At 32.1% G+C, this 22,220-nt stretch carries 39 protein-coding genes and 1 pseudogene; all 40 read right to left on the reverse strand.

The window, feature by feature from the left end:
* Positions 1 to 311 precede the first annotated feature (311 nt).
* Positions 312 to 1,016: an N-acetylmuramoyl-L-alanine amidase CwlD gene (gene cwlD / locus IC214_RS16050; RefSeq protein WP_227436991.1), complete on the reverse strand. Its 705-nt coding sequence runs from the start codon at positions 1,014 to 1,016 to the stop codon at positions 312 to 314.
* 505 nt (positions 1,017 to 1,521) lie between these two features.
* Positions 1,522 to 1,914, reverse strand: coding sequence for a 30S ribosomal protein S9 (gene rpsI, locus IC214_RS16055; protein ID WP_003421105.1), 393 nt, complete (start codon positions 1,912 to 1,914; stop codon positions 1,522 to 1,524).
* Between the two features lie 28 nt (positions 1,915 to 1,942).
* A complete protein-coding gene (gene rplM / locus IC214_RS16060; protein WP_227436993.1) occupies positions 1,943 to 2,374 on the reverse strand; it encodes a 50S ribosomal protein L13 in 432 nt (143 codons plus the stop codon).
* A 119-nt stretch (positions 2,375 to 2,493) separates the two neighbouring features.
* Positions 2,494 to 3,225 (reverse strand): tRNA pseudouridine(38-40) synthase TruA, encoded by a 732-nt coding sequence (gene truA / locus IC214_RS16065; protein WP_227825413.1) that lies wholly within the window; start codon positions 3,223 to 3,225, stop codon positions 2,494 to 2,496.
* Between the two features lie 25 nt (positions 3,226 to 3,250).
* Positions 3,251 to 4,054 (reverse strand): energy-coupling factor transporter transmembrane component T family protein, encoded by an 804-nt coding sequence (locus tag IC214_RS16070; protein ID WP_227436997.1) that lies wholly within the window; start codon positions 4,052 to 4,054, stop codon positions 3,251 to 3,253.
* Positions 4,048 to 4,914 (reverse strand): energy-coupling factor transporter ATPase, encoded by an 867-nt coding sequence (locus IC214_RS16075; protein ID WP_227436999.1) that lies wholly within the window; start codon positions 4,912 to 4,914, stop codon positions 4,048 to 4,050. The genes IC214_RS16070 and IC214_RS16075 overlap by 7 nt, the downstream gene beginning before the upstream one ends.
* On the reverse strand, positions 4,902 to 5,735 hold the full coding sequence (locus tag IC214_RS16080; RefSeq protein ID WP_227825412.1) for an energy-coupling factor transporter ATPase: 834 nt from the start codon (positions 5,733 to 5,735) through the stop codon (positions 4,902 to 4,904). The genes IC214_RS16075 and IC214_RS16080 overlap by 13 nt, the downstream gene beginning before the upstream one ends.
* A gap of 119 nt (positions 5,736 to 5,854) precedes the next feature.
* On the reverse strand, positions 5,855 to 6,196 hold the full coding sequence (rplQ, locus tag IC214_RS16085; protein WP_003421117.1) for a 50S ribosomal protein L17: 342 nt from the start codon (positions 6,194 to 6,196) through the stop codon (positions 5,855 to 5,857).
* Between the two features lie 20 nt (positions 6,197 to 6,216).
* Positions 6,217 to 7,164 (reverse strand): DNA-directed RNA polymerase subunit alpha, encoded by a 948-nt coding sequence (locus tag IC214_RS16090; protein ID WP_227437003.1) that lies wholly within the window; start codon positions 7,162 to 7,164, stop codon positions 6,217 to 6,219.
* Between the two features lie 77 nt (positions 7,165 to 7,241).
* On the reverse strand, positions 7,242 to 7,865 hold the full coding sequence (gene rpsD, locus IC214_RS16095; protein ID WP_227437005.1) for a 30S ribosomal protein S4: 624 nt from the start codon (positions 7,863 to 7,865) through the stop codon (positions 7,242 to 7,244).
* Positions 7,866 to 7,897: 32 nt separating this feature from the next.
* The gene (gene rpsK / locus IC214_RS16100; protein WP_227437007.1) at positions 7,898 to 8,296 is read right to left on the reverse strand and encodes a 30S ribosomal protein S11; all 399 of its coding nucleotides are present in this window, start codon (positions 8,294 to 8,296) and stop codon (positions 7,898 to 7,900) included.
* Between the two features lie 35 nt (positions 8,297 to 8,331).
* Positions 8,332 to 8,703 (reverse strand): 30S ribosomal protein S13, encoded by a 372-nt coding sequence (rpsM, locus tag IC214_RS16105; RefSeq protein ID WP_227437009.1) that lies wholly within the window; start codon positions 8,701 to 8,703, stop codon positions 8,332 to 8,334.
* 152 nt (positions 8,704 to 8,855) lie between these two features.
* Complete coding sequence (gene rpmJ / locus IC214_RS16110; RefSeq protein ID WP_002509257.1) at positions 8,856 to 8,969, reverse strand: 50S ribosomal protein L36; 114 nt, start codon at positions 8,967 to 8,969, stop codon at positions 8,856 to 8,858.
* Positions 8,970 to 9,004: 35 nt separating this feature from the next.
* Positions 9,005 to 9,223, reverse strand: a complete 219-nt coding sequence (gene infA / locus IC214_RS16115) for a translation initiation factor IF-1 (RefSeq protein ID WP_003421127.1) — start codon at positions 9,221 to 9,223, stop codon at positions 9,005 to 9,007.
* 37 nt (positions 9,224 to 9,260) lie between these two features.
* Positions 9,261 to 9,530: a KOW domain-containing protein gene (locus IC214_RS16120; RefSeq protein WP_227437012.1), complete on the reverse strand. Its 270-nt coding sequence runs from the start codon at positions 9,528 to 9,530 to the stop codon at positions 9,261 to 9,263.
* A 21-nt stretch (positions 9,531 to 9,551) separates the two neighbouring features.
* Complete coding sequence (gene map, locus IC214_RS16125) at positions 9,552 to 10,298, reverse strand: type I methionyl aminopeptidase (RefSeq protein WP_227437013.1); 747 nt, start codon at positions 10,296 to 10,298, stop codon at positions 9,552 to 9,554.
* Positions 10,299 to 10,949 carry an adenylate kinase gene (locus IC214_RS16130; protein ID WP_227437015.1) on the reverse strand — a complete coding sequence of 217 codons (651 nt, stop codon included), beginning with the start codon at positions 10,947 to 10,949 and terminating at the stop codon, positions 10,299 to 10,301.
* Between the two features lie 16 nt (positions 10,950 to 10,965).
* The gene (gene secY, locus IC214_RS16135; protein ID WP_227437017.1) at positions 10,966 to 12,234 is read right to left on the reverse strand and encodes a preprotein translocase subunit SecY; all 1,269 of its coding nucleotides are present in this window, start codon (positions 12,232 to 12,234) and stop codon (positions 10,966 to 10,968) included.
* Between the two features lie 43 nt (positions 12,235 to 12,277).
* The gene (rplO, locus tag IC214_RS16140; protein WP_003421135.1) at positions 12,278 to 12,721 is read right to left on the reverse strand and encodes a 50S ribosomal protein L15; all 444 of its coding nucleotides are present in this window, start codon (positions 12,719 to 12,721) and stop codon (positions 12,278 to 12,280) included.
* A 32-nt stretch (positions 12,722 to 12,753) separates the two neighbouring features.
* Positions 12,754 to 12,939, reverse strand: coding sequence for a 50S ribosomal protein L30 (rpmD, locus tag IC214_RS16145; protein WP_227437019.1), 186 nt, complete (start codon positions 12,937 to 12,939; stop codon positions 12,754 to 12,756).
* A gap of 14 nt (positions 12,940 to 12,953) precedes the next feature.
* Positions 12,954 to 13,463, reverse strand: coding sequence for a 30S ribosomal protein S5 (gene rpsE, locus IC214_RS16150; protein ID WP_227437021.1), 510 nt, complete (start codon positions 13,461 to 13,463; stop codon positions 12,954 to 12,956).
* Between the two features lie 20 nt (positions 13,464 to 13,483).
* Positions 13,484 to 13,852: a 50S ribosomal protein L18 gene (rplR, locus tag IC214_RS16155; RefSeq protein WP_227437023.1), complete on the reverse strand. Its 369-nt coding sequence runs from the start codon at positions 13,850 to 13,852 to the stop codon at positions 13,484 to 13,486.
* 35 nt (positions 13,853 to 13,887) lie between these two features.
* A complete protein-coding gene (gene rplF, locus IC214_RS16160) occupies positions 13,888 to 14,430 on the reverse strand; it encodes a 50S ribosomal protein L6 (protein WP_003435668.1) in 543 nt (180 codons plus the stop codon).
* 30 nt (positions 14,431 to 14,460) lie between these two features.
* Positions 14,461 to 14,859 carry a 30S ribosomal protein S8 gene (rpsH, locus tag IC214_RS16165; RefSeq protein WP_003421148.1) on the reverse strand — a complete coding sequence of 133 codons (399 nt, stop codon included), beginning with the start codon at positions 14,857 to 14,859 and terminating at the stop codon, positions 14,461 to 14,463.
* Positions 14,860 to 14,891: 32 nt separating this feature from the next.
* On the reverse strand, positions 14,892 to 15,077 hold the full coding sequence (locus tag IC214_RS16170) for a type Z 30S ribosomal protein S14 (protein WP_003421149.1): 186 nt from the start codon (positions 15,075 to 15,077) through the stop codon (positions 14,892 to 14,894).
* 17 nt (positions 15,078 to 15,094) lie between these two features.
* On the reverse strand, positions 15,095 to 15,637 hold the full coding sequence (gene rplE / locus IC214_RS16175) for a 50S ribosomal protein L5 (protein WP_003421151.1): 543 nt from the start codon (positions 15,635 to 15,637) through the stop codon (positions 15,095 to 15,097).
* 29 nt (positions 15,638 to 15,666) lie between these two features.
* Positions 15,667 to 15,972, reverse strand: coding sequence for a 50S ribosomal protein L24 (rplX, locus tag IC214_RS16180; protein WP_227437031.1), 306 nt, complete (start codon positions 15,970 to 15,972; stop codon positions 15,667 to 15,669).
* A gap of 23 nt (positions 15,973 to 15,995) precedes the next feature.
* Positions 15,996 to 16,364, reverse strand: coding sequence for a 50S ribosomal protein L14 (gene rplN / locus IC214_RS16185; RefSeq protein WP_003421155.1), 369 nt, complete (start codon positions 16,362 to 16,364; stop codon positions 15,996 to 15,998).
* Between the two features lie 25 nt (positions 16,365 to 16,389).
* Positions 16,390 to 16,644, reverse strand: coding sequence for a 30S ribosomal protein S17 (gene rpsQ / locus IC214_RS16190; protein WP_003421156.1), 255 nt, complete (start codon positions 16,642 to 16,644; stop codon positions 16,390 to 16,392).
* A gap of 23 nt (positions 16,645 to 16,667) precedes the next feature.
* Positions 16,668 to 16,871, reverse strand: a complete 204-nt coding sequence (gene rpmC, locus IC214_RS16195) for a 50S ribosomal protein L29 (protein ID WP_003421158.1) — start codon at positions 16,869 to 16,871, stop codon at positions 16,668 to 16,670.
* A 1-nt stretch (position 16,872) separates the two neighbouring features.
* Positions 16,873 to 17,304 carry a 50S ribosomal protein L16 gene (gene rplP, locus IC214_RS16200; protein WP_003421160.1) on the reverse strand — a complete coding sequence of 144 codons (432 nt, stop codon included), beginning with the start codon at positions 17,302 to 17,304 and terminating at the stop codon, positions 16,873 to 16,875.
* A 35-nt stretch (positions 17,305 to 17,339) separates the two neighbouring features.
* Positions 17,340 to 18,173, reverse strand: coding sequence for a 30S ribosomal protein S3 (gene rpsC / locus IC214_RS16205; protein WP_227483637.1), 834 nt, complete (start codon positions 18,171 to 18,173; stop codon positions 17,340 to 17,342).
* A 22-nt stretch (positions 18,174 to 18,195) separates the two neighbouring features.
* Complete coding sequence (gene rplV / locus IC214_RS16210; RefSeq protein ID WP_009887891.1) at positions 18,196 to 18,531, reverse strand: 50S ribosomal protein L22; 336 nt, start codon at positions 18,529 to 18,531, stop codon at positions 18,196 to 18,198.
* Between the two features lie 31 nt (positions 18,532 to 18,562).
* Positions 18,563 to 18,844, reverse strand: coding sequence for a 30S ribosomal protein S19 (gene rpsS / locus IC214_RS16215; RefSeq protein ID WP_003421166.1), 282 nt, complete (start codon positions 18,842 to 18,844; stop codon positions 18,563 to 18,565).
* Between the two features lie 34 nt (positions 18,845 to 18,878).
* On the reverse strand, positions 18,879 to 19,709 hold the full coding sequence (gene rplB, locus IC214_RS16220; RefSeq protein ID WP_227437027.1) for a 50S ribosomal protein L2: 831 nt from the start codon (positions 19,707 to 19,709) through the stop codon (positions 18,879 to 18,881).
* A gap of 29 nt (positions 19,710 to 19,738) precedes the next feature.
* Positions 19,739 to 20,029 (reverse strand): 50S ribosomal protein L23, encoded by a 291-nt coding sequence (gene rplW / locus IC214_RS16225; RefSeq protein WP_003421170.1) that lies wholly within the window; start codon positions 20,027 to 20,029, stop codon positions 19,739 to 19,741.
* A complete protein-coding gene (gene rplD / locus IC214_RS16230; protein ID WP_227437028.1) occupies positions 20,029 to 20,652 on the reverse strand; it encodes a 50S ribosomal protein L4 in 624 nt (207 codons plus the stop codon). The genes rplW and rplD overlap by 1 nt, the downstream gene beginning before the upstream one ends.
* Positions 20,653 to 20,681: 29 nt before the next feature.
* Positions 20,682 to 21,311 carry a 50S ribosomal protein L3 gene (gene rplC / locus IC214_RS16235; protein ID WP_227437029.1) on the reverse strand — a complete coding sequence of 210 codons (630 nt, stop codon included), beginning with the start codon at positions 21,309 to 21,311 and terminating at the stop codon, positions 20,682 to 20,684.
* Positions 21,312 to 21,404: 93 nt separating this feature from the next.
* Entirely contained in the window at positions 21,405 to 21,716 is a 312-nt protein-coding gene (rpsJ, locus tag IC214_RS16240; protein ID WP_054268679.1) for a 30S ribosomal protein S10, read from the reverse strand.
* Positions 21,717 to 22,086: 370 nt separating this feature from the next.
* A pseudogene (gene tuf / locus IC214_RS16245) lies at positions 22,087 to 22,220 on the reverse strand (elongation factor Tu); the annotation flags it as partial.

Raw genomic sequence — 22,220 nt, forward strand, 5'->3', positions numbered from 1 at the left:
CTGAGCCAGGATCAAACTCTCAAATAAAAGTTTATCAGGCTCAGATACTATTGTTATCTAAATATCTGGCTTTATGGTTTGTTTCTTGTTTATAAATTAACCTACTGTTTAATTTTCAAAGTTCTTTTGTCTTATTTTTGTGCTCCTTTTGGGCACTCATATATAATACCATCTATGTTATTCCAAGTCAACGCTTTTTTAACTTTTATTTTAATTATTTTTTTGTCAAAACAAAAATAGCTTATATTAGTGCATTTTTAAACACCTCAATACAAGCTATTTACATATTTAGACTTATTTTTATAATTATTTCAACTTAGATATTTCTGTATACCTATGTATATTGCCCATGCTATCTTTTCTTGATATGTTTCATCTGTCAAAAGTTTGCATTCTTTTTCATTTGATAGAAAACCACATTCTATTAATACTGATGGAATATTATTTTCTTTCAAAAGGTATATGTCATCTCGTGGCTTAACTTCTCTGTTATTTGTTTTATCTACTACTCTTTTAAGTTCTTCTTGAATACACTTTGATAATTCCTTGCTATCTTGCTTATCTTTAGGATAAAATGTCTGAGCTCCATAGTATTTAGATTGTTCGAATGCATTTAGATGTATGGATACAAACATATTAGCATTGGAATTAGAGATTATTTCTTTTCTATTTTTCAAGTTCTCATTATATTTTTGTCTTGTTGTTTTATTATTTTCTTCTTTATAGAGGCTACTGTCATCTTCTCTAGTTAATATTACAAGACCTCCACTTGATTCTATAAGCTCTCTAAGCTTAAGTGTTATTGCTAAGTTGATATCTTTCTCAGATGTGCTCTTATCCTTGTTTAATGCGCCTGGGTCAATACCTCCATGACCAGCATCTAGAATTATTGTTTTATTTGTTATTGGCATATATTTAATAACATCTTCAGAAATATTTTTTACTTCAAATATTGATACTATTACTAGACATACCATAACAAAACTAAAAATTATATGTTTTATGTACTTTCTCACAACATCACCCTGTATATGTATACTTATAAAAACACTATAATATTCCAAATATTAGTACAAACATTTAAATTTCACTTTAGTATTTATCTATCTCTATTTTTTAATATTAATATATGATTACATAAGTATGCTATATTCACATATACTCTAAATTCCCATTTTTAATTAGTATCGTATAACAGGTATAATAAATTATGACAATTTACATTATGAATTATATTATTTAATAACCTAAATTCTATTACTTATAAAATGTAAAATTTTTAATTATATTTACTGTAAATTTCTTTATCCATTTCTCAATAGAACTATAATCTCAATAACTTTAACATATAATCTTTTATTACAATAAAAAGGATGTTTTTCAATAGAAAAACATCCTAATAAGATATCTTATTATTTTATTGTATATCAATCATTAACTTAAACCCAACATTTCAACATGCTTCCATATTTTCTGGATAACAGAAAATAAAGGATTTTGCTTTTCCAAAAATATAAATAATTATCTTTTTGAGAATTGTGGAGCTCTTCTTGCTGCTTTTAATCCGTATTTCTTTCTTTCCTTCATTCTAGCATCTCTAGTTAAGAAACCTTCTTTCTTTAAAGCAGGTCTTAAATCTAAATCAGCTTTTAATAAAGCTCTAGATATACCATGTCTTATAGCTCCAGCTTGTCCAGTGAATCCTCCACCTTCAACTTTTACTATAACATCATATTTATTTTCATTACCAGTTAAAACTAATGGTTGTTTAACATCTCTTATTAATGTTTCATAGTTAAAATAATTTTCTAATGCTCTTCCATTTACTAATATATTTCCTTCACCTGCAACTAGTCTTACTCTAGCAACAGAACTTTTTCTTCTTCCAGTTCCATAATATTGAACGTTAGCCATTATAAACTCCTCCTTTCACCTATTAATCTTATTTAAAGTTTAAAACTTCTGGATTTTGAGCTGCATGAGTGTGCTCAGCACCTGCAAATACTCTTAATCTAGTCATCATTCTACTTCTTAATTTGTTTTTAGGTAACATACCATTTACAGCATGTGCTATAACTTCTTCTGGTTTTTTATCCATCATATCTCTATAAGATATTTCTTTTAATCCACCTACATAACCAGTGTGGTATCTGTAATATTTTTGATCTAATTTTTTTCCACTTAAAACTACTTTTTCTGCATTTACTACAACAACAAAATCTCCACCATCAACGTGAGGAGTAAATGTTGGTTTATGTTTACCTCTCAATACTGTTGCAATTTCTGTTGCTATACGACCTAATGTTTTTCCTTCAGCATCAACTAAGTACCATTTTCTTTGTACATCAGCTGGCTTAGCTATATAACTTTTCATAACTGTCCCTCCTTAACTACTTTTCATAAAAATTTTTTACCGTTTATGTCAAGTCCGGGGCAAGTGGACTTATTAACACATTCTCATATATTTTAATACATGTAGCCTGGTGTGTCAAGTTAATAATGAACTTTTTTAAGAAATAATCCTTGTGCTGGAGCTGTATGTCCACATCTTGATCTGTTTTTAGATTCTATTATATCTAAAAATGATTCATTAATTCTACCACGTCCTATATCAACAAGTGTTCCAACAATAATTCTCACCATATTATATAAGAACCCATCTCCACTAATTTCTAAAGTAATCAAATCATCTGTTTTTTTTATATTTATATCATATATTGTTCGTATTGTATCTTTTACAGATGAACCAGAACTCATAAAACCTTTAAAATCATGTGTACCCAATAGACTTTTTGATTCTATACACATTTTTTCAAAATCAAGTTCATACTTTACTTGATATGATATGCTGTTAAGTATTGGGTGTCTAAACTTACTGTTATATATTAAATATTTATATGTTTTTCCTTTTGCACTATATCTTGAATGAAAGTCATCATTAACTTCACATGCTTCTATAACTGATATGTCTTTTGGTAATTTAGCATTTAGTGCCATTGGTACACTTTCTATACTTATACTTGAACTAATTTTAAAATTTGCAGTTTGTGCAAGAGCATGAACCCCTGAATCAGTTCTACCTGAGCCTATAAGTTTAACTTCTTCATTCATTATCTCATATATAGCCTTTTCAATTGTACCTTGTATCCCTAGAGAATCTGGTTGCTTCTGCCATCCACAATAATTTCTACCATCATATTGGATTGTAATCTTTATATTTCTCATATTTTACCTCACCTATATGCTTCTATTAAATCGCTATAAATCTAGTAGCTATGATTAATCCTAAATAAATAACTTGAAACACACATGCTATATAATCTGCTTTTACTATAACAGACTCCCTCATTTTTGTTCTATTGTGTCCACCTCTATAACATCTAGCTTCCATGGCCATAGCCAATTCATCAGCTCTTCTAAATGCACTAACAAATAGTGGAACTAAAAGAGGTACTAGATTTTTAGCTCTATTTATAAGATTTTTACTTTCAAAGTCTGCACCTCTAGACATTTGAGCCTTCATTATTTTATCTGTTTCGTCTAATAATGTAGGAATAAAGCGCAAAGCAATTGTCATCATCATTGCAAGCTCATGAACTGGTAAACCAATTTTCTTAAAGGGATTCAATAATCGCTCTATACCATCTGTCAATTCTATTGGTGAAGTTGTTAAAGTAAGTAATGATGTCCCAATTACTAAAAATATAAGTCTTATTGCCATAAAAATTGCTTGTCTCAAGCCTTGACTTGTTATTGTTAAAAATCCAAATGACCATATCTCATCACCTGGTAAGAAAAATATATTTATAATAAATGTAAATAAAATAATCCACTTAAGAGGTTTTACACCCTTAACAATATACTTAACAGGTATATTAGCTAACTTTATCATACCTAATAAACATAATAAAACTATCATATAAGGCCAAAATTTATTTACTACAAATATAGATACCATAAATACAATTGTTGCTACAAGTTTTATCCTTGGATCTAATTTATGAATAGCAGAACTTGTTGGGTAGTATTGCCCTATAGTTATATCTTTTAACATAATCCTCGCCCTCTCACAACTCTTAATATTTCCTGTTTTGCTTCTTCTAAAGTCAATATGTCTTCACTAATGTCAAAACCTTGTTCTCTTAATTTCAATGCAAGCTCTAAAACCTGTGGAATATCTAAACCAATTTCTTTTAATTTAATAGCATTCGATTTAAATACATCTCTAGGAGTACCCATAAATTCTATTTTACCATGATTCATAACAATTAACGTTTGTGCCAACTTTGCCATATCATCCATACTATGTGATGACAATATTATAGTCATATTGTTTTTTTCATGTAAGTTTTTTATTAAATTAAAAATTTCATCTCTTCCACCAGGATCAAGACCTGCAGTTGGTTCATCTAATATAAGTACTTCTGGGTTCATTGCTATAACTCCAGCTATTGCAACTCTACGCTTTTGACCTCCTGATAATTCAAATGGAGATTTATCTTTAAATTCCTCATAGTCAAGTCCTACAGCTTCCATCGATGCTTTTACCCTATTATGTATCTCAACCTCTTCTAAACCTAAATTAGCGGGTCCAAAAGCTATATCCTTATCAATTGTTTCTTCAAATAATTGATATTCTGGATATTGAAATACAACACCTACTCTTTTTCTTATCTCAGTTAAGTTTAAATTCTTATCTGTTATGTTAAAATCATTTATAAAAATCTCTCCTGAGGAAGGTTTTAATAATCCATTTAGATGTTGTATCAATGTAGACTTTCCTGAACCTGTATGACCTATAAGTCCAACAAAATCTCTATCTTTAATCTCAAAAGATACATCATCAAGTGCTTTACTTGCAAAAGGCATCCCTTCATTATATATATGTGTTAAGTTCTTTACTATAATTGACATAATTCCATCACCATCTCATCCACAGTTAATATATCACTACTAATATTTATACCTTCTTCTATTAATAAACTAGACAACTCTGTCATACAAGGCACATCTAAACCGATTTCCTTTAACATCTCTATTTTACTAAATACTTCTTTAGGAGTCCCTTCTAAAAGTTTCTTACCTTTCTCCATAACGACAACTCTATCAGCTTCTACAGCTTCTTCCATAAAGTGAGTTATATGTAAAACAGTTATATTTTCTTCTTTATTAAGCCTTTTTATTGTTTTCATAACTTCTTTTCTTCCAGATGGGTCTAACATCGCTGTTGCTTCATCAAATATTATACACTTGGGTCTCATGGCAATTATGCCTGCTATTGCAACCCTCTGTTTTTGGCCACCTGATAACAAATGCGGTTGTCTACCTCTCAAATCATACATACCTACACTTTTTAAAGACTCTTCTACAATTCGTCTTATCTCTTTTGGCTCTATACCTAAGTTTTCAGGACCAAAAGCTACATCTTCTTCTACTATTGTGGCAACAATTTGATTATCTGGGTTTTGAAATACCATACCTGCTGTTTGCCTTATATCCCATAATCTTTCTTCTTCTTTGGTGTCCATTCCATCAATGAGAATATTTCCTTCTGTAGGCATAAGAATAGCATTTAAGTTTTTAGATAAAGTAGACTTGCCAGAACCATTATGTCCTATTATCGCAACAAATTCTCCCTTTTTAACATCTAAGCTTAAATTATCTATTGCTTTAAGTTTTGCTTCATCTGTAATATACTCAAATGAAATATTGTTTACTTTTATTATATTATCCATTAATTCATACTCCTTTTAGTAAGCAATAACTTATAAAAATCATTTTACACATTATTATATCACACCTTAGTCAAAAAAATAAAAAAAAGATTAAGCCATCAAGCCTAATCCTTTCCTTACTATACTAATTCTATAAAAGCCATTTCAGCAGCATCGCCTTTTCTTGGCCCTATTTTTATTATTCTAGTGTATCCACCATTTCTCTCTGCATATTTTGGAGCTAAATCTGTGAATAAGTTATTAACTACTGTTTCATCCATAACATAAGCTAAAACTTGTCTTCTAGCATGAAGATCTCCTCTTTTAGCAAGAGTTATCATCTTTTCAGCCATTCTACGAGTTTCTTTAGCTCTAGTTACTGTAGTTTCTATTCTTCCACTTCTTAGTAAACAAGTTACTAAGTTTCTTAACATAAGGTTTCTGTGAGCTGTTTCACGTCCTAATTTACGGTACTTAGCCATTCTTATCCCTCCTTTGCTCGCTATTCTTCACTTGGTTTTAATCCTAGCCCAAGTTCCTCTAGTTTTTGTATTACTTCTTCTAATGACTTTTTACCTAGGTTTCTAACCTTCATCATATCGTCTTCAGACTTATTAGCTAATTCTTCAACTGTATTAATTCCCGCTCTCTTTAAACAGTTGTATGATCTAACTGATAAATCTAATTCTTCTATAGTCATTTCAAGAACTTTTTCTTTTTGATCTTCTTCTTTTTCTACCATGATTTCAACACTACTTACATGTTCAGTTAAGTCTATAAATAGATTTAAATGCTCAACTAATACTTTTGCAGCTAATGATATACCTTCTTGAGGGTTTATACTACCATTAGTCCAAACTTCTAGTACTAATTTATCATAATCTGTTTTTTGACCAACTCTTGTGTTTTCTACATGATAACTAACTTTCTCAACAGGAGTATATATTGAATCCACAGGTAAAACACCTATTGGAACATTCTCTGTTTTATTTTCTTCAGCAGAAACATAACCTCTACCTTTATCTACAAATATTTCCATATTAAACTTGGCATTATCATCTAATGTAGCTATTGCTAAGTCTTTGCTTAATATTTCAACATCTGGAGGACAGATTATATCTGAACCTGTGATAGAGCATGGTCCTTGAGCCTCTATTTTAAGTGTTCTACTTCCTTCACCATCTATAGTTGCTGAAAGCTCTTTTAAAGTTAATATTATCTCTGTAACATCTTCTTTAACACCAGGTATTGTAGAGAATTCATGAAGAACTCCATCTATTTTTATAGCATTTACTGCTACACCTGGTAAAGATGATAATAATATTCTTCTTAGTGCGTTACCTATAGTTATTCCATATCCTCTTTCTAGAGGTTCTATAACAAACTTACCATATCTATAGTCTTCGCTAAGCTCAACTATATCTACTTTTGGCTTTTCTATTTCTATCATGGACAAAACCCTCCTTAAAATTCAGTAATCCACTGAGGGTAAACAAAATTTTAAAATAATTTTTAAAAGTGTGCTTATTATTTAGAGTAAAGTTCTATGATTAAGTGCTCTGCTATTTCAAGATCTATATCTTCTCTTGTTGGAACACCAACTACTTTTGCTGTCATTCCTTCTACATTAGCTTCTAACCATTTAGGAGCTATTCTTGAGTTAACTTCTACTAAATTTTTGAATTTTGCAGAAGATCTTGATTTTTCTTTAACTTCTATCACATCTCCAACTTTAACTGTTAATGAAGCTATATCTACTTTATTTCCATTTAAAGTGAAATGACCATGAGTTACTAATTGTCTAGCTTCTTTTCTAGAAGATGCTAGTCCCATTCTGTAAACTACATTGTCTAATCTTCTCTCTAATAAACTTAATAAATTCTCACCTGATTTTCCAGGCATGTTTTCAGCACGTTCGTATAAGTTTCTAAATTGAGTTTCTAAAACTCCATATATTCTTTTAACTTTTTGTTTTTCTCTTAATTGTAATCCATAGTTAGAAACTTTCTTTCTCCCTTGGCCATGTTGACCTGGAGCATAGTTTCTTTTAACTATAGCACATTTATCTGTATAACATCTATCACCTTTAAGGAATAATTTCATTCCCTCTCTACGGCATTGTCTACATGATGCACCTGTATATCTTGCCATTTATCTACACCTCCTATTTGTACTCTTATTAATTACACTCTTCTTCTCTTTGGTGGTCTACATCCGTTATGTGGGATTGGAGTAACATCTTTTATCATAGTTACTTCTAGTCCAGTTGCTTGTAAAGCTCTTATAGCAGCTTCTCTTCCTGAACCTGGCCCCTTTACGAATACCTCAACACTTTTTAATCCGTGTTCCATCGCAGCTTTTGCAGCTGTTTCAGCAGCCATTTGAGATGCAAATGGAGTTGATTTTCTTGACCCTTTGAATCCTAATTGTCCTGAACTTGCCCAAGATATAGCATTTCCATGAACGTCAGTTAAAGTTATTATTGTATTGTTGAAAGTTGACTGTATATGAGCATGACCACGTTCTATATTTTTACGTTCTCTTCTTCTAACACGTGTAACTTTCTTTTTTGGTTTAGCCATTTTCCTTTTCCCTCCTTCATCTAATTATTATTTAATTATTTTTTCTTTTTACGAGATACTGTTTTTCTAGGACCTTTTCTAGTTCTAGCATTAGTTTTAGTTCTTTGTCCTCTTAATGGAAGACCTTTACCATGTCTAATTCCTCTATAACATTTTATATCTCTTAATCTCTTTATGTTTAAAGCAATTTCTCTTCTTAAGTCACCTTCAACTAAGAAATCGTCATCTATAACTTTTCTTAACTCATTAACTTGATCTTCTGATAAATCTTTTATTCTTGTATCTGGATTTATCTCAGCTTTAGCTAATATTTCGTTAGCAGTTGCTTTACCTATACCATATATATAAGTTAAGCCTATCTCCGCTCTTTTTTCTCTAGGTAAATCTACCCCAGCTATTCTTGCCATGATCGCACCTCCTACACATAGTTTTTAGTGTTTAAAACTTCATATCATATATCAATCCTACGTCAGATTGTTCAACGATTTTAACGTTCTTTTGTTAACATCACAATATAGTATTATACTATAAAATTTAACAAAATACTAGTAATAATTTCTTATCCTTGTTTTTGCTTATGCTTTGGATTTTCACAGATAACCATTACTTTTCCTTTTCTTTTTATTACTTTGCATTTTTCACATATTGGTTTTACTGATGGTCTAACTTTCATTATTAATCCCTCCTTAGACTAAATATCAAGATAGTCTACTTCTTACGCCAAGTGATTCTTCCTCTTGTAAGGTCATATGGAGAAAGTTCAACATTCACCTTATCACCTTCAAGAATTCTTATGAAGTTCATTCTTAGCTTTCCAGAAATGTGGCATAATATCTCATGTCCATTTTCTAGTTTAACTTTAAACATAGCATTAGGTAAAGCTTCTGAAACTGTACCTTCTAATTCTATAACATCTTTTTTGGCCATTAACTAACCAGCCCTCCATTTCAATAAGTTAAATTATCTAATTTAACTTAGTAAGTTCAGCTCTTAAAAAAGAATCTGTAATCTCTTGTCCAGATACTACTCTTTTTCTAACTTCATCATTAATAAAATTATATTTTTTTAAGTGCTTAACTTTCTTTAACTTAGGTTTGTCAAGTTTTCTTTTCTTTCCATCAGCTATTAATACATATTCATTATTAATTATCTTGACTACGAAAAATAAATTTCCTTGATCTCGACCTAATGAAACCTTAACAACTTGACCTATACTTAAATTATCTGATAGCACTTTTTTCACCTACTTCTTAATTTACAACTTTGTCAATATCAAAGGTTCATGTTCAGTAATTGCTATCGTATGCTCATAATGAGCTGATTTTTTTCCATCTATTGTAACAGTCGTCCACCCATCTGATAGAGTCTTTACATGATAACGACCTGCATTAACCATTGGCTCTATAGCAATAACCATTCCTTCTCTAAGTCTTGGTCCTTTTCCTGGGAGTCCATAATTAGGTACCTGTGGATCTTCATGAAGATTTGCTCCAACTCCATGTCCTACCAAATCCCTAACTACTGAGAAACCATGTTTCTCAACGTGTGTTTGTACTGCGTGTGAGATATCCGAAAGTCTATATCCTAATTTAGCAAATTTTATTCCTTCATAGAAGCTTTCTCTAGTTACTTCTATTAATTTCCTATCTTCTTCAGATATCATGCCTACTCCATGAGTTTTCGCAGAATCACCATGATATCCTTTATAATAGGCTCCTATATCTAAGCTTACAATGTCTCCTTCCTTTAATAGAGTCTCACCTGGAATTCCATGTACAACTTCTCTATTGATAGAAGCACATATACTTCCTGGAAAACCTCCATATCCTTTAAAAGAAGGTTCAGCATTGTATTTTCTTATATTCTCTTCAGCTATTTTATCTAATTCTAAAGTAGATATTCCCGGAGAAATAGCTTTTCTTAAAACTTCATGAGTATCAGCAACAATTTTGCCTGCTTCTCTTAAAAGTTCTATTTCTTTCTTTGATTTCAAGATAATCATTTATTTTCCACTTCCTAAAGCTGCAACAATATCTTCAAATACTTTATCTATTGCTTGGTCACCTTTTATATCAGCTATTATACCTTGTTTGCTATAATAATCTACTAAAGGCTTAGTTTCATCTAGATAAACTTGTATTCTCTTAGATACAGTTTCTTCATTATCATCAGCTCTTTGATACAATTCTCCTTGGCATACATCACATACACCTTTTACTTTAGGAGGATTAAACTCAACATGATAAGTAGCTCCACAAGACTTGCATATTCTTCTACCAACTGCTCTAGATACTAATATGCTCTTATCAACTTCAATATTGACAACTTTATCCAGTACTATACCAGCATTTTTTAAGAATACATCTAAATGCTCACCTTGTGCTACATTTCTTGGAAATCCATCTAACATAAATCCATTTTTACAGTCTTCTTGAGATATTCTATCAGTAACTAAACCTACAGTTAACTCATCTGGTACTAATAAACCTTGGTCCATGTATTCTTTAGCTTTTTTTCCAAGTTCTGTTCCCTCTTTTATATTCTTTCTGAATATATCTCCTGTTGATATATGAGGTATATTGTATTTTTCTACTATTCCTGCCGCCTGAGTACCTTTACCAGCACCTGGAGGTCCAAGTAATATTATTCTCATATTATCCATCTCCATTTTATTTTAAGAAACCTTGATAGCTTCTCATAACTAAGTTTGACTCTAACTGTCTCTTAAGCTCCAAAGCAACCCCAACAACGATTAGCAATGAAGTTCCAGCTAGACTCATATTGACATTCATATAATGTGTTGTAAGAGCTGGTACCATAGCAATTATTGCTAAGAAAGTAGCTCCAGCTAAAGTTAATCTTGTTAAGATTCTATTTAAATAATCCATAGTAGGTTCACCTGGTCTAATACCTGGTATAAATCCACCATTATTTTTCATATTTTTAGATATATCTTCTGTATTGAATGATACAGTTGTATAAAAATATGAGAAGAAAATTATAAGTAGAATTTCAATTGATCTGTATGTCCAAAATCCTTGTTCTGTTGCCATACTTAAGTATTTTTGAACAAAAGCTTGAGCATCTGCCCCCATAAACATAGCTATTGTTTGTGGAAAAGCTAAAAGTGAACTAGCAAAAATTATAGGCATAACTCCTGATTGGTTAACTTTCATTGGTATATGAGAACTTTGTCCTCCATACATTTTTCTTCCAACAACTCTTTTAGCATATTGTACAGGTATCTTTCTAGTCGCTTCTTGTATAAATGTAACCCCTGTAACTGTAAGTAATATAACTACAATTAGAAGTATTATTACCCAAGGTGCAACTTGACCAGATTTAACTTGTTGTGCGATTTTAATAACATCTGTTGGTATTCTTGATATAATACCTGCAAATATTATTACTGAACTACCATTACCAATTCCTTTTTCGGTAATTTTGTCCCCAATCCACATTACTAACATACTTGCTGAAACTAATGTTATTACAACAGTTGTGATAAAAAACACACTATTTGATATTAAAGCACTTCTTACAATTCCTAATGTAATTCCCAAAGCTTGTACAACTGCTAGAGCTAGTGCTGTATATTTAGTGTACTTATTGATTTTTTTCTTTCCTTCTTCACCAGATTTTTGAAGTTCTGCTAAACTTTCAAAACCTACTGTTAGAAGCTGTATTATGATTGATGCAGTAATATATGGACTTATACCCAAAGCAAATAGTGAAAAGTTACTAAATGCTCCACCAGTAAACATATTATACAGAGAAAGTAGACTATTGCCGCCTACCATCTTTTGTATAATACTAGTGTCTATACCTGGAACTGGTATTGTAGTACCTATTCTGAATATCACGATCATCATAAGTGTATACATTACTTTTTTTCTTACTGCTTTAATCTTCCAAGCTTGTTTTAATTTTGACAGCACGCTAATTCACCCCGCCTGTACTGGCTAGGAGATTAGCAGGTTATTATACTAACTCTGCTTTTCCACCAGCTTTTTCTATTTTTTCTTGAGCTGAAGCTGTAAATTTAGCAGCTTTAACAGTTAAAGCTTTTTCTAAATTACCTTCACCTAAGATTTTAATTCCATCTTTACCTATTTTGCTTATAGTTTTAGTAGATTTTAATAATTCTGCAGTTATTTCTGTTCCATTTTCAAATCTGTTTAAAACTTCAACATTAACTTCTGTGTAAACTTTCTTAAATATGTTATTGAAACCTCTCTTAGGAAGTCTTCTAGCTAGTGGCATTTGTCCACCTTCGAACCCTACTCTTACTCCACCACCAGAACGAGACCATTGACCTTTTTGTCCACGTCCTGCAGTTTTACCTTGTCCAGTTGCAGTACCTCTACCTAATCTTCTTTTAGCTCTTACTGCACCTTCAGCAGGTTTTAACTCATGTAACTTCATGGATTGCACCTCCTTGCACTACTTTTTAAAAATTATTCAGCTATTTCAGTTACTTCTAATAAATGACTTACTTTTTTTATCATACCTCTTACTTGAGCATTGTCTTCTTTTACAATAACTTGTTCTCTTTTTCTTAATCCTAACGCTTCAACATTCTTTTTTTGGTTAGGAGTAGTTCCTATAACACTTCTAACTAATTTTATTTGTAATTTAGCCATTTTACACTACCTCCTTACCCTAGAAGTTCTTCAACTTTTTTACCTCTAAGTTTAGCTATATCTTCAACTGTTTTTAGAGAATTAAGTCCTTCTATTGTAGCATTTACCATATTTCTTGGATTGTTAGATCCTAAAGATTTAGCTCTAACGTCTTTTAGTCCAGCTAACTCAAGTACGGCTCTAGCAGGTCCCCCAGCTATTACTCCTGTACCTTCTACAGCAGGCATTATTAATATATTTCCAGCACCAAAGTGTCCGCGTACTTCGTGAGGAATTGTAGTCCCAACCATTGGCACTACTATTAGATTTTTCTTAGCATCTTCAACTGCTTTTTTTATAGCATCTGGTACTTCCATTGCTTTCCCAGCACCTATACCAACGTGTCCGTTTTCATCTCCAACAACTACTAACGCTGCAAATCTGAAGTTTCTACCACCTTTTACAACCTTAGTAACACGTCTTACTTCAACAACTTTTTCTTGTAAGTCAAGTTGTCCTGCATCTATCGGCTTACGACGTAGCATGTATTTTTCCCTCCTTCGTATTAGAACTTAAGACCAGCTTCTCTAGCACTTTCAGCTAATTCTTGAATTCTTCCATGATATAAGTATCCACCTCTGTCAAATACAACTTCAGTGATTCCTTTTTCAACAGCTTTTTTAGCAACTAATTCTCCAACTTTCTTAGCTGCTTCCTTATTTCCTGTATGATTAACAGCACTCTTAACTTCTGCTTCTAAAGAAGATGCAGCAACTAGAGTTACTCTGTTTGTGTCATCTATTATTTGAGCATATATATTGTTAGCACTTCTAAATACACATAATCTTGGTCTTTGAGCAGTACCGCTTATTTTTCTACGAACTCTCTTATGTCTTTGAAGTCTATTAGCATTTTTATCAGCCTTTTTTAACACCTAGCTCACTCCTTTCTAGCGTTTAAGTTTTGGTATTATTTTTTACCAGTTTTTCCTTCTTTACGTCTGATTACCTCATCAACGTATTTTATACCTTTACCTTTGTATGGCTCTGGCTTTCTCCAAGCTCTTATTTTAGCAGCATAGTTTCCTACTAATTGCTTGTCTATACCTTTTACTATTAACTCAGTTTGGTTTGGAGCTTCAACAGTTATTCCTTCTGGATCTTCCATTTCAACTGGATGAGAGAAACCTAAGTTCATAACTAATTTTTTCCCTTGTTTTTGAGCTCTGTATCCAACACCTTTTAGTTCTAATTTCTTTTCGAAACCAGTATTTACACCTACAACCATATTATCTAATAAAGTTCTAGTTAATCCGTGTAAAGATCTGTGTTTTTTATTATCAGTTGGTCTTTCAACCATTATTGTATTTTCTTCTTTTTTTATATTTAACTCAGCACTTAATTGTTTAGTTAAAGTTCCCTTTGGACCTTTTACTGTAACTAAATTTCCTTCAGCTATAGTAACTTCAACACCTGCTGGTATTATTATTGGCTTAACACCTATTCTTGACATGGTCGCACCTCCTTACATTGTTCATATTAATTACCAAACGTAGCAGATTACTTCTCCACCAACATTTTCTTTTCTAGCTTGCTTGTCAGTTAATATTCCTTTTGAAGTAGATATTACTGATATTCCTAATCCATTTAATACTTTTGGTATTTCGTGGTTAGCAGCGTAAACTCTCATTCCAGGCTTAGATATTTTCTTAAGACCTGTGATAACTCTTTCGCCTTCTTGTCCGTACTTTAATTGTATTCTTATGATACCTTGTTTTCCATCTTCTATAACATCATAACCTCTTATGAAACCTTCTTCTAATAAGATTCTAGCTAACTCTTTCTTCATATTAGAAGCTGGAACATCTACAGTTTCATGCTTAACAACATTAGCATTTCTTATACGAGTAAGCATATCTGCAATTGGATCTGTCATTGTCATTTTGTAGCCCTCCTTCCATTCTAATCAAGCTTCTACCAGCTTGCTTTTCTAACACCAGGTATTTGACCTTTATAAGCTAATTCTCTAAAGCATATACGGCATATACCAAATTTTTTCAAAACTGAATGCGGTCTTCCGCATATAGTACATCTAGTGTATTCTCTAGTAGCGTACTTTTGCTTTCTTTGTTGTTTAACAACCATCGCTTTTCTAGCCACGGGAATCCCTCCTTTGCTTACTTAGAAAATGGCATTCCTAATAATTTTAATAATTCACGAGCTTCTTCGTCAGTTTTTGCTGTAGTAACGAATATTATATCCATTCCTCTTACTTTATCAATTTTATCATATTCTATTTCAGGGAATATTAATTGTTCTTTAACTCCTAAAGCATAGTTTCCTCTACCATCAAAAGCATTAGGGTTAACACCTCTAAAGTCTCTAACTCTTGGTAAAGAAACTGATACTAATTTGTCCATAAAGTAGAACATTTTGTCAGCTCTTAATGTAACTTTTGTTCCTATTGGCATTCCTTCTCTTAGTTTGAAGTTAGCAACAGATTTTCTAGCTTTAGTTATAACAGGCTTTTGTCCTGATATTATTTCTAATTCTTCAACGCCTTTTTCTAATCCTTTTGGATTTTCTCTAGCGTCACCTATACCCATGTTAATAACTATTTTGTTTAACTTAGGTATCTCCATTACGTTTTTATATCCAAATTTCTCCATTAAAGCAGGAGCAACTTCTTTCATGTATTTTTCTTGTAATCTAGAAGCCATTTAAGGTCCCTCCTTTCAAGCAATATTTATTATAATTCTTTTCCGCTCTTTGCTGATACTCTTACTTTTGTGCCATCTTTTACTTCATATCTTACTCTAACGCCTTTTCCTGTTTCAGGATCAAATGGCATTACATTAGATATGTGTATTGGGGCTTCTTTGTTTATTATTCCACCTTGTTGGTTCATAGCACTTGGTTTTTGATGTTTAGTTATTACGTTTACACCTTCAACTAATACTTTATCAGCTTTAGGGTATACCTTTAAAACTGAACCTTTTTTACCTTTATCTTTACCTGCTATAACTACAACAGTGTCACCTTTTTTAACACGCATCATGTCCTATTGCACCTCCTTAATTATAGTACTTCTGGAGCAAGAGAAACTATTTTCATGAATTCATTGTCTCTTAACTCTCTAGCAACAGGCCCGAATATACGAGTTCCTACTGGAGTTTTATCGTCCTTTATTATAACAGCAGCATTTTCATCAAAAGATATATAGCTTCCGTCATTACGTCTTACGCCTTGTTTGCTTCTTACTATAACAGCTTTAACAACCTTACCTTTTTTTACAACTCCACCAGGTGTTGCACTTTTAACAGTAGCAACTATAACGTCGCCTATGTTACCATATCTTCTTTTACTTCCGCCTAGAACACGTATACATAAAAGTTCTTTAGCTCCTGAGTTATCAGCAACTCTTAGACGTGATTCTTGTTGTATCATATCGTAATCCCTCCTTCTTCAAAAACTACTTAACTTTCTCAACAACTTCAACTAGTCTGAATCTCTTATCTTTAGATAAAGGTCTAGTTTCCATTATTTTAACTCTATCTCCGATGTTACATATATTCTTTTCATCATGAGCCTTAAATTTCTTAGTTCTCTTAACACGTTTATTATATAGTGGATGACGTACGAACTCTTCAACAGCTACTACTATTGTTTTATCCATCTTATCACTAACAACACGGCCTATTCTAACTTTTCTTCTTCCTCTTTCCATGTTTAAAAAGCCTCCTTTCCAAATTAAGCTCTAGTTTCGTATAACTTTCTTTCAGCAAGAACAGTTTTAACTTTTGCTATATCCTTCTTAACAAACTTTATTCTAGCTGTATTTTCTAATTGACCAGTAGCTAATTGGAATCTTAAGCTAAATAATTCACTTTTGAAGTCGTTTAATTTGTTCATTAGCTCTTCGCTTGTTAAATCTCTTAATTCTTTAGCTTTCATCCTATTCACCACCCTTTACTTCTAAATCTTCTTTTTTAACAAATTTACATTTGATTGGTAATTTATGTGCAGCAAGTCTCATAGCTTCTCTTGCTTTATCTTCAGAAACACCTGCTAATTCAAACATAACTCTTCCTGGCTTAACTACAGCTACCCAATATTCTGGAGAACCTTTCCCTGCACCCATACGAGTTTCTGCTGGTTTTCTTGTTACTGGTTTATGAGGGAATATTTTTATCCAAACCTTTCCCCCTCTTTTTATATATCTAGTCATCGCGATTCTGGCAGCTTCTATTTGATTAGAAGTTATCCAAGAAGCTTCTAAAGCTACTAATCCAAACTCACCATAAGTAACTTTGTTACCTTTATGAGCTTGCCCAGCCATACTTCCTCTATGAACTCTACGACGCTTTACTCTTTTTGGCATTAACATGAGTATTTTTCCTCCTTCCTTGAACCTAACTATTATTAATTTCCTTTGTTTTCAGTTCTTTGAGGTCTTGATCCACCTTGAGGTCTTTGTCCACCTTGAGGTTTTTGTCCTCTGTAGTTTCCTCTGTTATCGTTTCCTCTTCTATCATTTCCTCTTCTATCGTTTCTTCTGTTATCTCTCTTGTTGTCTCTTCTGTCGCTCTTTCTGCTTTCTTCTCTTGGATTTACACCATCTCTAGTTGGTAAAACTTCACCATTACATATCCAAACTTTTATACCTATTTTTCCATAAGTAGTATCAGCTTCAGCGAAACCATAATCTATATCTGCTCTTAAAGTTTGTAGTGGCACATTTCCTTCACTATAACCTTCAGTTCTAGCCATTTCAGCTCCACCTAATCTTCCTGAAGCAGAAACTTTTATCCCTTTAGCACCAGATTTCATTGCTCTTTGTATAGCTTGTTTCATTGCTCTTCTGAAAGCAACCCTTCTTTCTATAGCTAAAGCTATATTTTCAGCTACTAATTGAGCATTTTTATCTGTACTTCTTACTTCTACTATGTTAACTATTATACTTTTCTTTGTCATTTTTTCTAATTCAACTTTTAATGCTTCGATTCCAGCACCAGCTCTTCCTATAACTACTCCTGGCTTAGCAACATGTAAGTCCATTTTTATTTTATTAGCTGATCTTTCTATTTCTATTCTAGCAACTCCAGCTGAGTATAATCTTTTCTTTAAGAATTTACGTATATTATGGTCTTCTAATAATAAGTTTCCGAACTCTTTTTTATCAGTAGCGAACCATCTTGAGTCCCAATCTTTTATAACACCGACCCTTAAGCCGTGTGGATTAACCTTTTGACCCATTACTTTCCCTCCTATCTATTAATTATTTTTTTTCTTTCACAACAACCTCTATATGAGAAGTTCTTTTTCTTATTGTAGTTGCACGACCCATAGCTCTAGGCATGAATCTCTTCATTGTTGGCCCTTGATTAGCAACTATTGATGCTATATATAATTTTTCAGTATCCATTTCGTGATTGTTTTCTGCGTTAGCTTTAGCTGACTTTACAACTTTAGCTATTATTGAAGCTGCTCCTCTTGGAGTGAACTTTAATATCGCTAATGCTTCATCAACATTCTTTCCTCTAACAAGGTCACAGATTTGGCCTGCTTTTCTTGGTGATACACGTACATATTTAGCAGTAGCTTTTGCTTCCATTGTTATTCCTCCTTTCTTAGTCATAATTTAATTATTTTCTCTTATTAGATTTTTCGTCATCCTTATGTCCTTTGAAAGTTCTAGTAGGAACGAACTCACCTAATTTGTGTCCAACCATATCTTCTGTTATATATACTGGAACATGTTTTCTTCCATCATGAACAGCTATAGTGTTTTCTACCATTTGTGGAAATACAGTTGAAGATCTTGACCAAGTTTTTATAACTTCTTTATTTCCGCTAGCATTCATAGCTTCTATTTTCTTTAAAAGTCTTGCATGGACAAAAGGTCCTTTTTTAGTTGATCTTGACATTTATATTCCTCCTTTCCGAGCAAAAATAAATTTACTACTTAGTTCTTCTTGATACTATTAACTTATTTGAAGCTTTGTTTTTCTTTCTAGTTTTGTATCCAAGAGCTGGTTTACCCCATGGAGTAACAGGAGATGGTCTACCTATTGGAGATCTACCTTCCCCTCCACCGTGTGGATGGTCATTAGGGTTCATTACAGAACCTCTTACAGTAGGTCTTATTCCCATATGTCTTTTTCTACCTGCTTTACCAATAACTACGTTACCGTGCTCTATATTTCCAACTTGTCCTATAGTAGCTTTACAGTTTATGCTTACTAATCTCATTTCACCTGATGGTAATCTTAATAAAGCATTTTTTCCTTCTTTAGCCATTAATTGTGCAGAAACTCCAGCAGATCTAACTAATTGAGCTCCTTTTCCTGGCTTTAATTCTATATTATGAATGATAGTACCAACTGGCATATCTTTTAATGCTAAACAGTTTCCTGGTTTTATATCAGCACCTAATCCTGATAAGATAGTATCTCCAACGTTGATTCCAACTGGAGCTAATATATATCTTTTTTCTCCATCAGCATAGTTTAATAATGCAATATTTGCAGTTCTGTTTGGATCATATTCTATAGTAGCAACCTTAGCAGGTATACCATCTTTATCTCTTTTAAAATCTATTATTCTATATTTTCTTTTTTGTCCTCCACCTCTATGACGAACAGTTATTCTACCATGTACGTTTCTACCAGCATTTTTCTTTAAGTTAACTAAAAGAGATCTTTCTGGTTGGTTACATGTTATTTCCTCAGAAACTAAAACTGTCATTTGTCTTAAGGCAGGAGAAGTTGGTCTAAACTTTTTTATAGCCATCTGTTTTCCCTCCTTCGTTTGTTATAATATTACATTCCTTGGAAGAATTCTATTTCTTTACTATCAGCAGTTAATTTAACTACTGCTTTCTTAAAGCTTGCTGTTCTTCCTTGAGTTCTACCCATTCTTTTAACTTTTCCATCGTAGTTTAAAGTATTTACTTTATCAACACTAACTCCGAATACTTTTTCTACTGCTTTTTTTATTTCAGTTTTGTTCGCATCTTTAGCCACAACAAAAGTGTATTTTTTTTCACCCATTTCAGCCATACTGTGCTCAGTTACAACTGGTCTTATTATTACATCATGTGGATTAGTCATTATGCGTACACCTCCTCCACTTTTTTAACAGCATCTGTAGTTATTATAAATGAATCATATTTTAATATATCATATACATTCATAGTATTAACTAATGCAGTTTGAACACCTTCTATATTTCTAGCTGATTTTATTACATTATCATTTTTATCAGCTATAACTACTAAAGCTTTTTTAGCAGCATTTATATTATTTAATATTTGAGCGAATTCTTTAGTTTTAGGAGCATCCATGTTTAATGCATCTAATACTATAACTTCACTATTTTGTATTTTTGAAGATAAAGCACTCTTCATAGCTAATCTTCTTACCTTCTTAGGTAATGTATATTTGTAACTTCTTGGTTTAGGTGCAAAAGCAACTCCTCCACCTACCCATTGTACAGATCTTGTAGAACCTTGTCTTGCTCTACCTGTTCCTTTTTGTTTCCAAGGTTTTCTTCCGCCACCTCTAACTTCTGCTCTAGTCTTAGCAGATTGAGTTCCTTGTCTCTTATTTGCTAATTGATTTTTTACAACTTCATATAAAACATGTCCATTAACTTCTACGCCAAATATAGAATCTGATAATTCTATTTCTCCAACGTTTTGTCCACTAACATTTAGTACATTTAATTTTGGCATTGTTATTCCTCCTTTCTCTAGGTTAGTCATTATTTAGAAACCTTTACAGCTTCTTTTATAGTTACTACTGAACCTTTAGCTCCTGGTATAGCTCCCTTAACTAATATAAGGTTCTTATCAGCATCTACTTTAACAACCTCTAAGTTTTGAACTGTTACCTTTACGCTTCCCATGTGTCCAGCTAATTTTTTGTTTTTAAATACTCTACCTGGGTAAGAACAAGCTCCCATTGAACCTGGTCTTCTGTGGTATCTAGAACCGTGAGATTCAGGACCTCTACTTTGTCCATGTCTTTTTATTGGACCTTGGAATCCCTTACCTTTACTTATTCCAGTAACATCTATTTTTGCACCTGCTTCAAATACATCAGCTTTTATTTCTTGTCCAACTGTGTATCCTTCTACAGAATCTACTCTAAACTCTTTTAAATGTTTCTTTAAAACATTAGCAGCAGCTAAGTGTCCTTTTTTAGGCTTGTTTAAAGATTTTTCTTTAGCATCTTCAAAACCTATTTGTATAGCATTGTATCCATCTTTATCAACTGTTTTTATTTGAGTAACGACCATAGGTCCTGCTTCAACAGCTGTTACAGGTATAACTACACCTTTATCAGTGAATATTTGAGTCATACCAACTTTTTTTCCTAATATTCCATTCATATTAGCACCTCCTATAATTCTTACAGCGGATTACATCATTTTAGAAGTAATCATTCTAAGATAGTTACCTATAGGATAATATCTTAGGGGTTCTTATAATTTTATTTCTATATCTACACCTGCTGGTAAGTCTAATCTCATTAATGAGTCAACTGTTTTAGGTGTTGGATTAGCTATGTCGATTAGTCTTTTATGAGTTCTTATTTCAAATTGTTCTCTAGAGTCTTTGTACTTATGTACGGCTCTTAATATAGTTACAATTTGTTTTTCTGTTGGTAGAGGCACAGGTCCTGAAACTTGTGATCCAGCCTTTTTAGCAGTTTCAACTATTTTACCTGCTGAAAAATCTAATAATTTGTGATCATATGATTTTAATCTTATTCTTATTTTTTCATTCTTAGCCATTTTGTTTTCCCTCCTTTATCACGTGTTTAATTTTCAAGTTGCGTACAACTAATACCGATACACTGCTCCGGGTGTGTTGTAACTTTCAAATCGACATCAGTTCGTATTTCACTAGGATTTAATTCTTATTTTCTTAATCTCTCAAGCACACTATTATATTTTATATCATCTGTTACATTTTTTCAAGTTTTTTTTATGTTTTTTTCAATTTTATTTTCTCTTACAACATTATAACCTTAAACTTGATTATGAATCTATCTCAAGGCACTAGTTTAGTATATATGCTTTATTGCTACTTGTCAACAAAAAACAAAAAAGAGAGGTTAAACCCCCTCTTTTTTTATATGAAATCAATTAGCTTAGTAAAAGATTATTCGATTATTGTAGCAACAACTCCTGAAGCTACTGTTCTTCCACCTTCTCTTATTGAGAATCTTAATCCTTCTTCTACAACTATTGAATTTATTAAGTCTACTTCCATTGTTACGTTATCTCCAGGCATTA

The organism is Clostridioides sp. ES-S-0190-01 (assembly GCF_020658275.1).
Lineage (GTDB): Bacteria > Bacillota > Clostridia > Peptostreptococcales > Peptostreptococcaceae > Clostridioides.

Bases quoted from the DNA above. Each gene is read 5' to 3' on its own strand.
- rpsM (WP_227437009.1), bottom strand. From the start codon at position 8,703: ATGGCAAGAATAGCTGGGGTAGATTTACCTAGAGAAAAAAGAGCGGAG.
- rpsK (WP_227437007.1), bottom strand. From the start codon at position 8,296: ATGGCTAAACCAAAAAAGAAAGTTACACGTGTTAGAAGAAGAGAACGT.
- rplX (WP_227437031.1), bottom strand. From the start codon at position 15,972: ATGCGTGTTAAAAAAGGTGACACTGTTGTAGTTATAGCAGGTAAAGAT.
- rplO (WP_003421135.1), bottom strand. From the start codon at position 12,721: ATGAAGTTACATGAGTTAAAACCTGCTGAAGGTGCAGTAAGAGCTAAA.
- truA (WP_227825413.1), bottom strand. From the start codon at position 3,225: ATGAGAAATATAAAGATTACAATCCAATATGATGGTAGAAATTATTGT.
- rpsJ (WP_054268679.1), bottom strand. From the start codon at position 21,716: ATGGCTAAGAATGAAAAAATAAGAATAAGATTAAAATCATATGATCAC.
- rplN (WP_003421155.1), bottom strand. From the start codon at position 16,364: ATGATACAACAAGAATCACGTCTAAGAGTTGCTGATAACTCAGGAGCT.
- rpsQ (WP_003421156.1), bottom strand. From the start codon at position 16,644: ATGGAAAGAGGAAGAAGAAAAGTTAGAATAGGCCGTGTTGTTAGTGAT.
- IC214_RS16075 (WP_227436999.1), bottom strand. From the start codon at position 4,914: ATGTCAATTATAGTAAAGAACTTAACACATATATATAATGAAGGGATG.
- rpmJ (WP_002509257.1), bottom strand. From the start codon at position 8,969: ATGAAAGTTAGACCATCAGTAAAACCAATATGTGAAAAATGCAAAGTA.
- rplQ (WP_003421117.1), bottom strand. From the start codon at position 6,196: ATGGCTAAGTACCGTAAATTAGGACGTGAAACAGCTCACAGAAACCTT.
- rplC (WP_227437029.1), bottom strand. From the start codon at position 21,311: ATGAATGGAATATTAGGAAAAAAAGTTGGTATGACTCAAATATTCACT.
- IC214_RS16130 (WP_227437015.1), bottom strand. From the start codon at position 10,949: ATGAGAATAATATTACTTGGACCTCCAGGTGCTGGTAAAGGTACTCAG.
- rpsC (WP_227483637.1), bottom strand. From the start codon at position 18,173: ATGGGTCAAAAGGTTAATCCACACGGCTTAAGGGTCGGTGTTATAAAA.
- rplV (WP_009887891.1), bottom strand. From the start codon at position 18,531: ATGGAAGCAAAAGCTACTGCTAAATATGTACGTGTATCACCAAGAAAA.
- IC214_RS16080 (WP_227825412.1), bottom strand. From the start codon at position 5,735: ATGGATAATATAATAAAAGTAAACAATATTTCATTTGAGTATATTACA.
- rpmC (WP_003421158.1), bottom strand. From the start codon at position 16,871: ATGAAAGCTAAAGAATTAAGAGATTTAACAAGCGAAGAGCTAATGAAC.
- rplE (WP_003421151.1), bottom strand. From the start codon at position 15,637: ATGGCTTCTAGATTACAAGAAAAATACATGAAAGAAGTTGCTCCTGCT.
- rplD (WP_227437028.1), bottom strand. From the start codon at position 20,652: ATGCCAAAATTAAATGTACTAAATGTTAGTGGACAAAACGTTGGAGAA.
- rpsS (WP_003421166.1), bottom strand. From the start codon at position 18,844: ATGTCAAGATCAACTAAAAAAGGACCTTTTGTCCATGCAAGACTTTTA.
- rpsE (WP_227437021.1), bottom strand. From the start codon at position 13,463: ATGCTACGTCGTAAGCCGATAGATGCAGGACAACTTGACTTACAAGAA.
- rplP (WP_003421160.1), bottom strand. From the start codon at position 17,304: ATGTTAATGCCAAAAAGAGTAAAGCGTCGTAGAGTTCATAGAGGAAGT.
- rpsH (WP_003421148.1), bottom strand. From the start codon at position 14,859: ATGACAATGACAGATCCAATTGCAGATATGCTTACTCGTATAAGAAAT.
- map (WP_227437013.1), bottom strand. From the start codon at position 10,298: ATGATTATCTTGAAATCAAAGAAAGAAATAGAACTTTTAAGAGAAGCA.
- rplF (WP_003435668.1), bottom strand. From the start codon at position 14,430: ATGTCAAGAATAGGTGTTAAGCCAATAATAATACCAGCAGGTGTTGAA.
- rpmD (WP_227437019.1), bottom strand. From the start codon at position 12,939: ATGGCTAAATTACAAATAAAATTAGTTAGAAGTGTTATAGGAACTACT.
- IC214_RS16070 (WP_227436997.1), bottom strand. From the start codon at position 4,054: ATGTTAAAAGATATAACTATAGGGCAATACTACCCAACAAGTTCTGCT.
- rplM (WP_227436993.1), bottom strand. From the start codon at position 2,374: ATGAAAAGTTATATAGCTAAGCCAGCTGATGTACAAAGAAAATGGTAC.
- IC214_RS16090 (WP_227437003.1), bottom strand. From the start codon at position 7,164: ATGATAGAAATAGAAAAGCCAAAAGTAGATATAGTTGAGCTTAGCGAA.
- rpsD (WP_227437005.1), bottom strand. From the start codon at position 7,865: ATGGCAAGATATACAGGTGCATCATGTAGACAATGCCGTAGAGAGGGA.
- rpsI (WP_003421105.1), bottom strand. From the start codon at position 1,914: ATGGCTAACGTTCAATATTATGGAACTGGAAGAAGAAAAAGTTCTGTT.
- rplW (WP_003421170.1), bottom strand. From the start codon at position 20,029: ATGACTAATCCACATGATGTAATAATAAGACCAGTTGTAACTGAGCAC.
- rplB (WP_227437027.1), bottom strand. From the start codon at position 19,709: ATGGCTATAAAAAAGTTTAGACCAACTTCTCCTGCCTTAAGACAAATG.
- infA (WP_003421127.1), bottom strand. From the start codon at position 9,223: ATGGCCAAAAAAGATGTTATAGAATTAGAAGGTACAGTTTCAGAAGCT.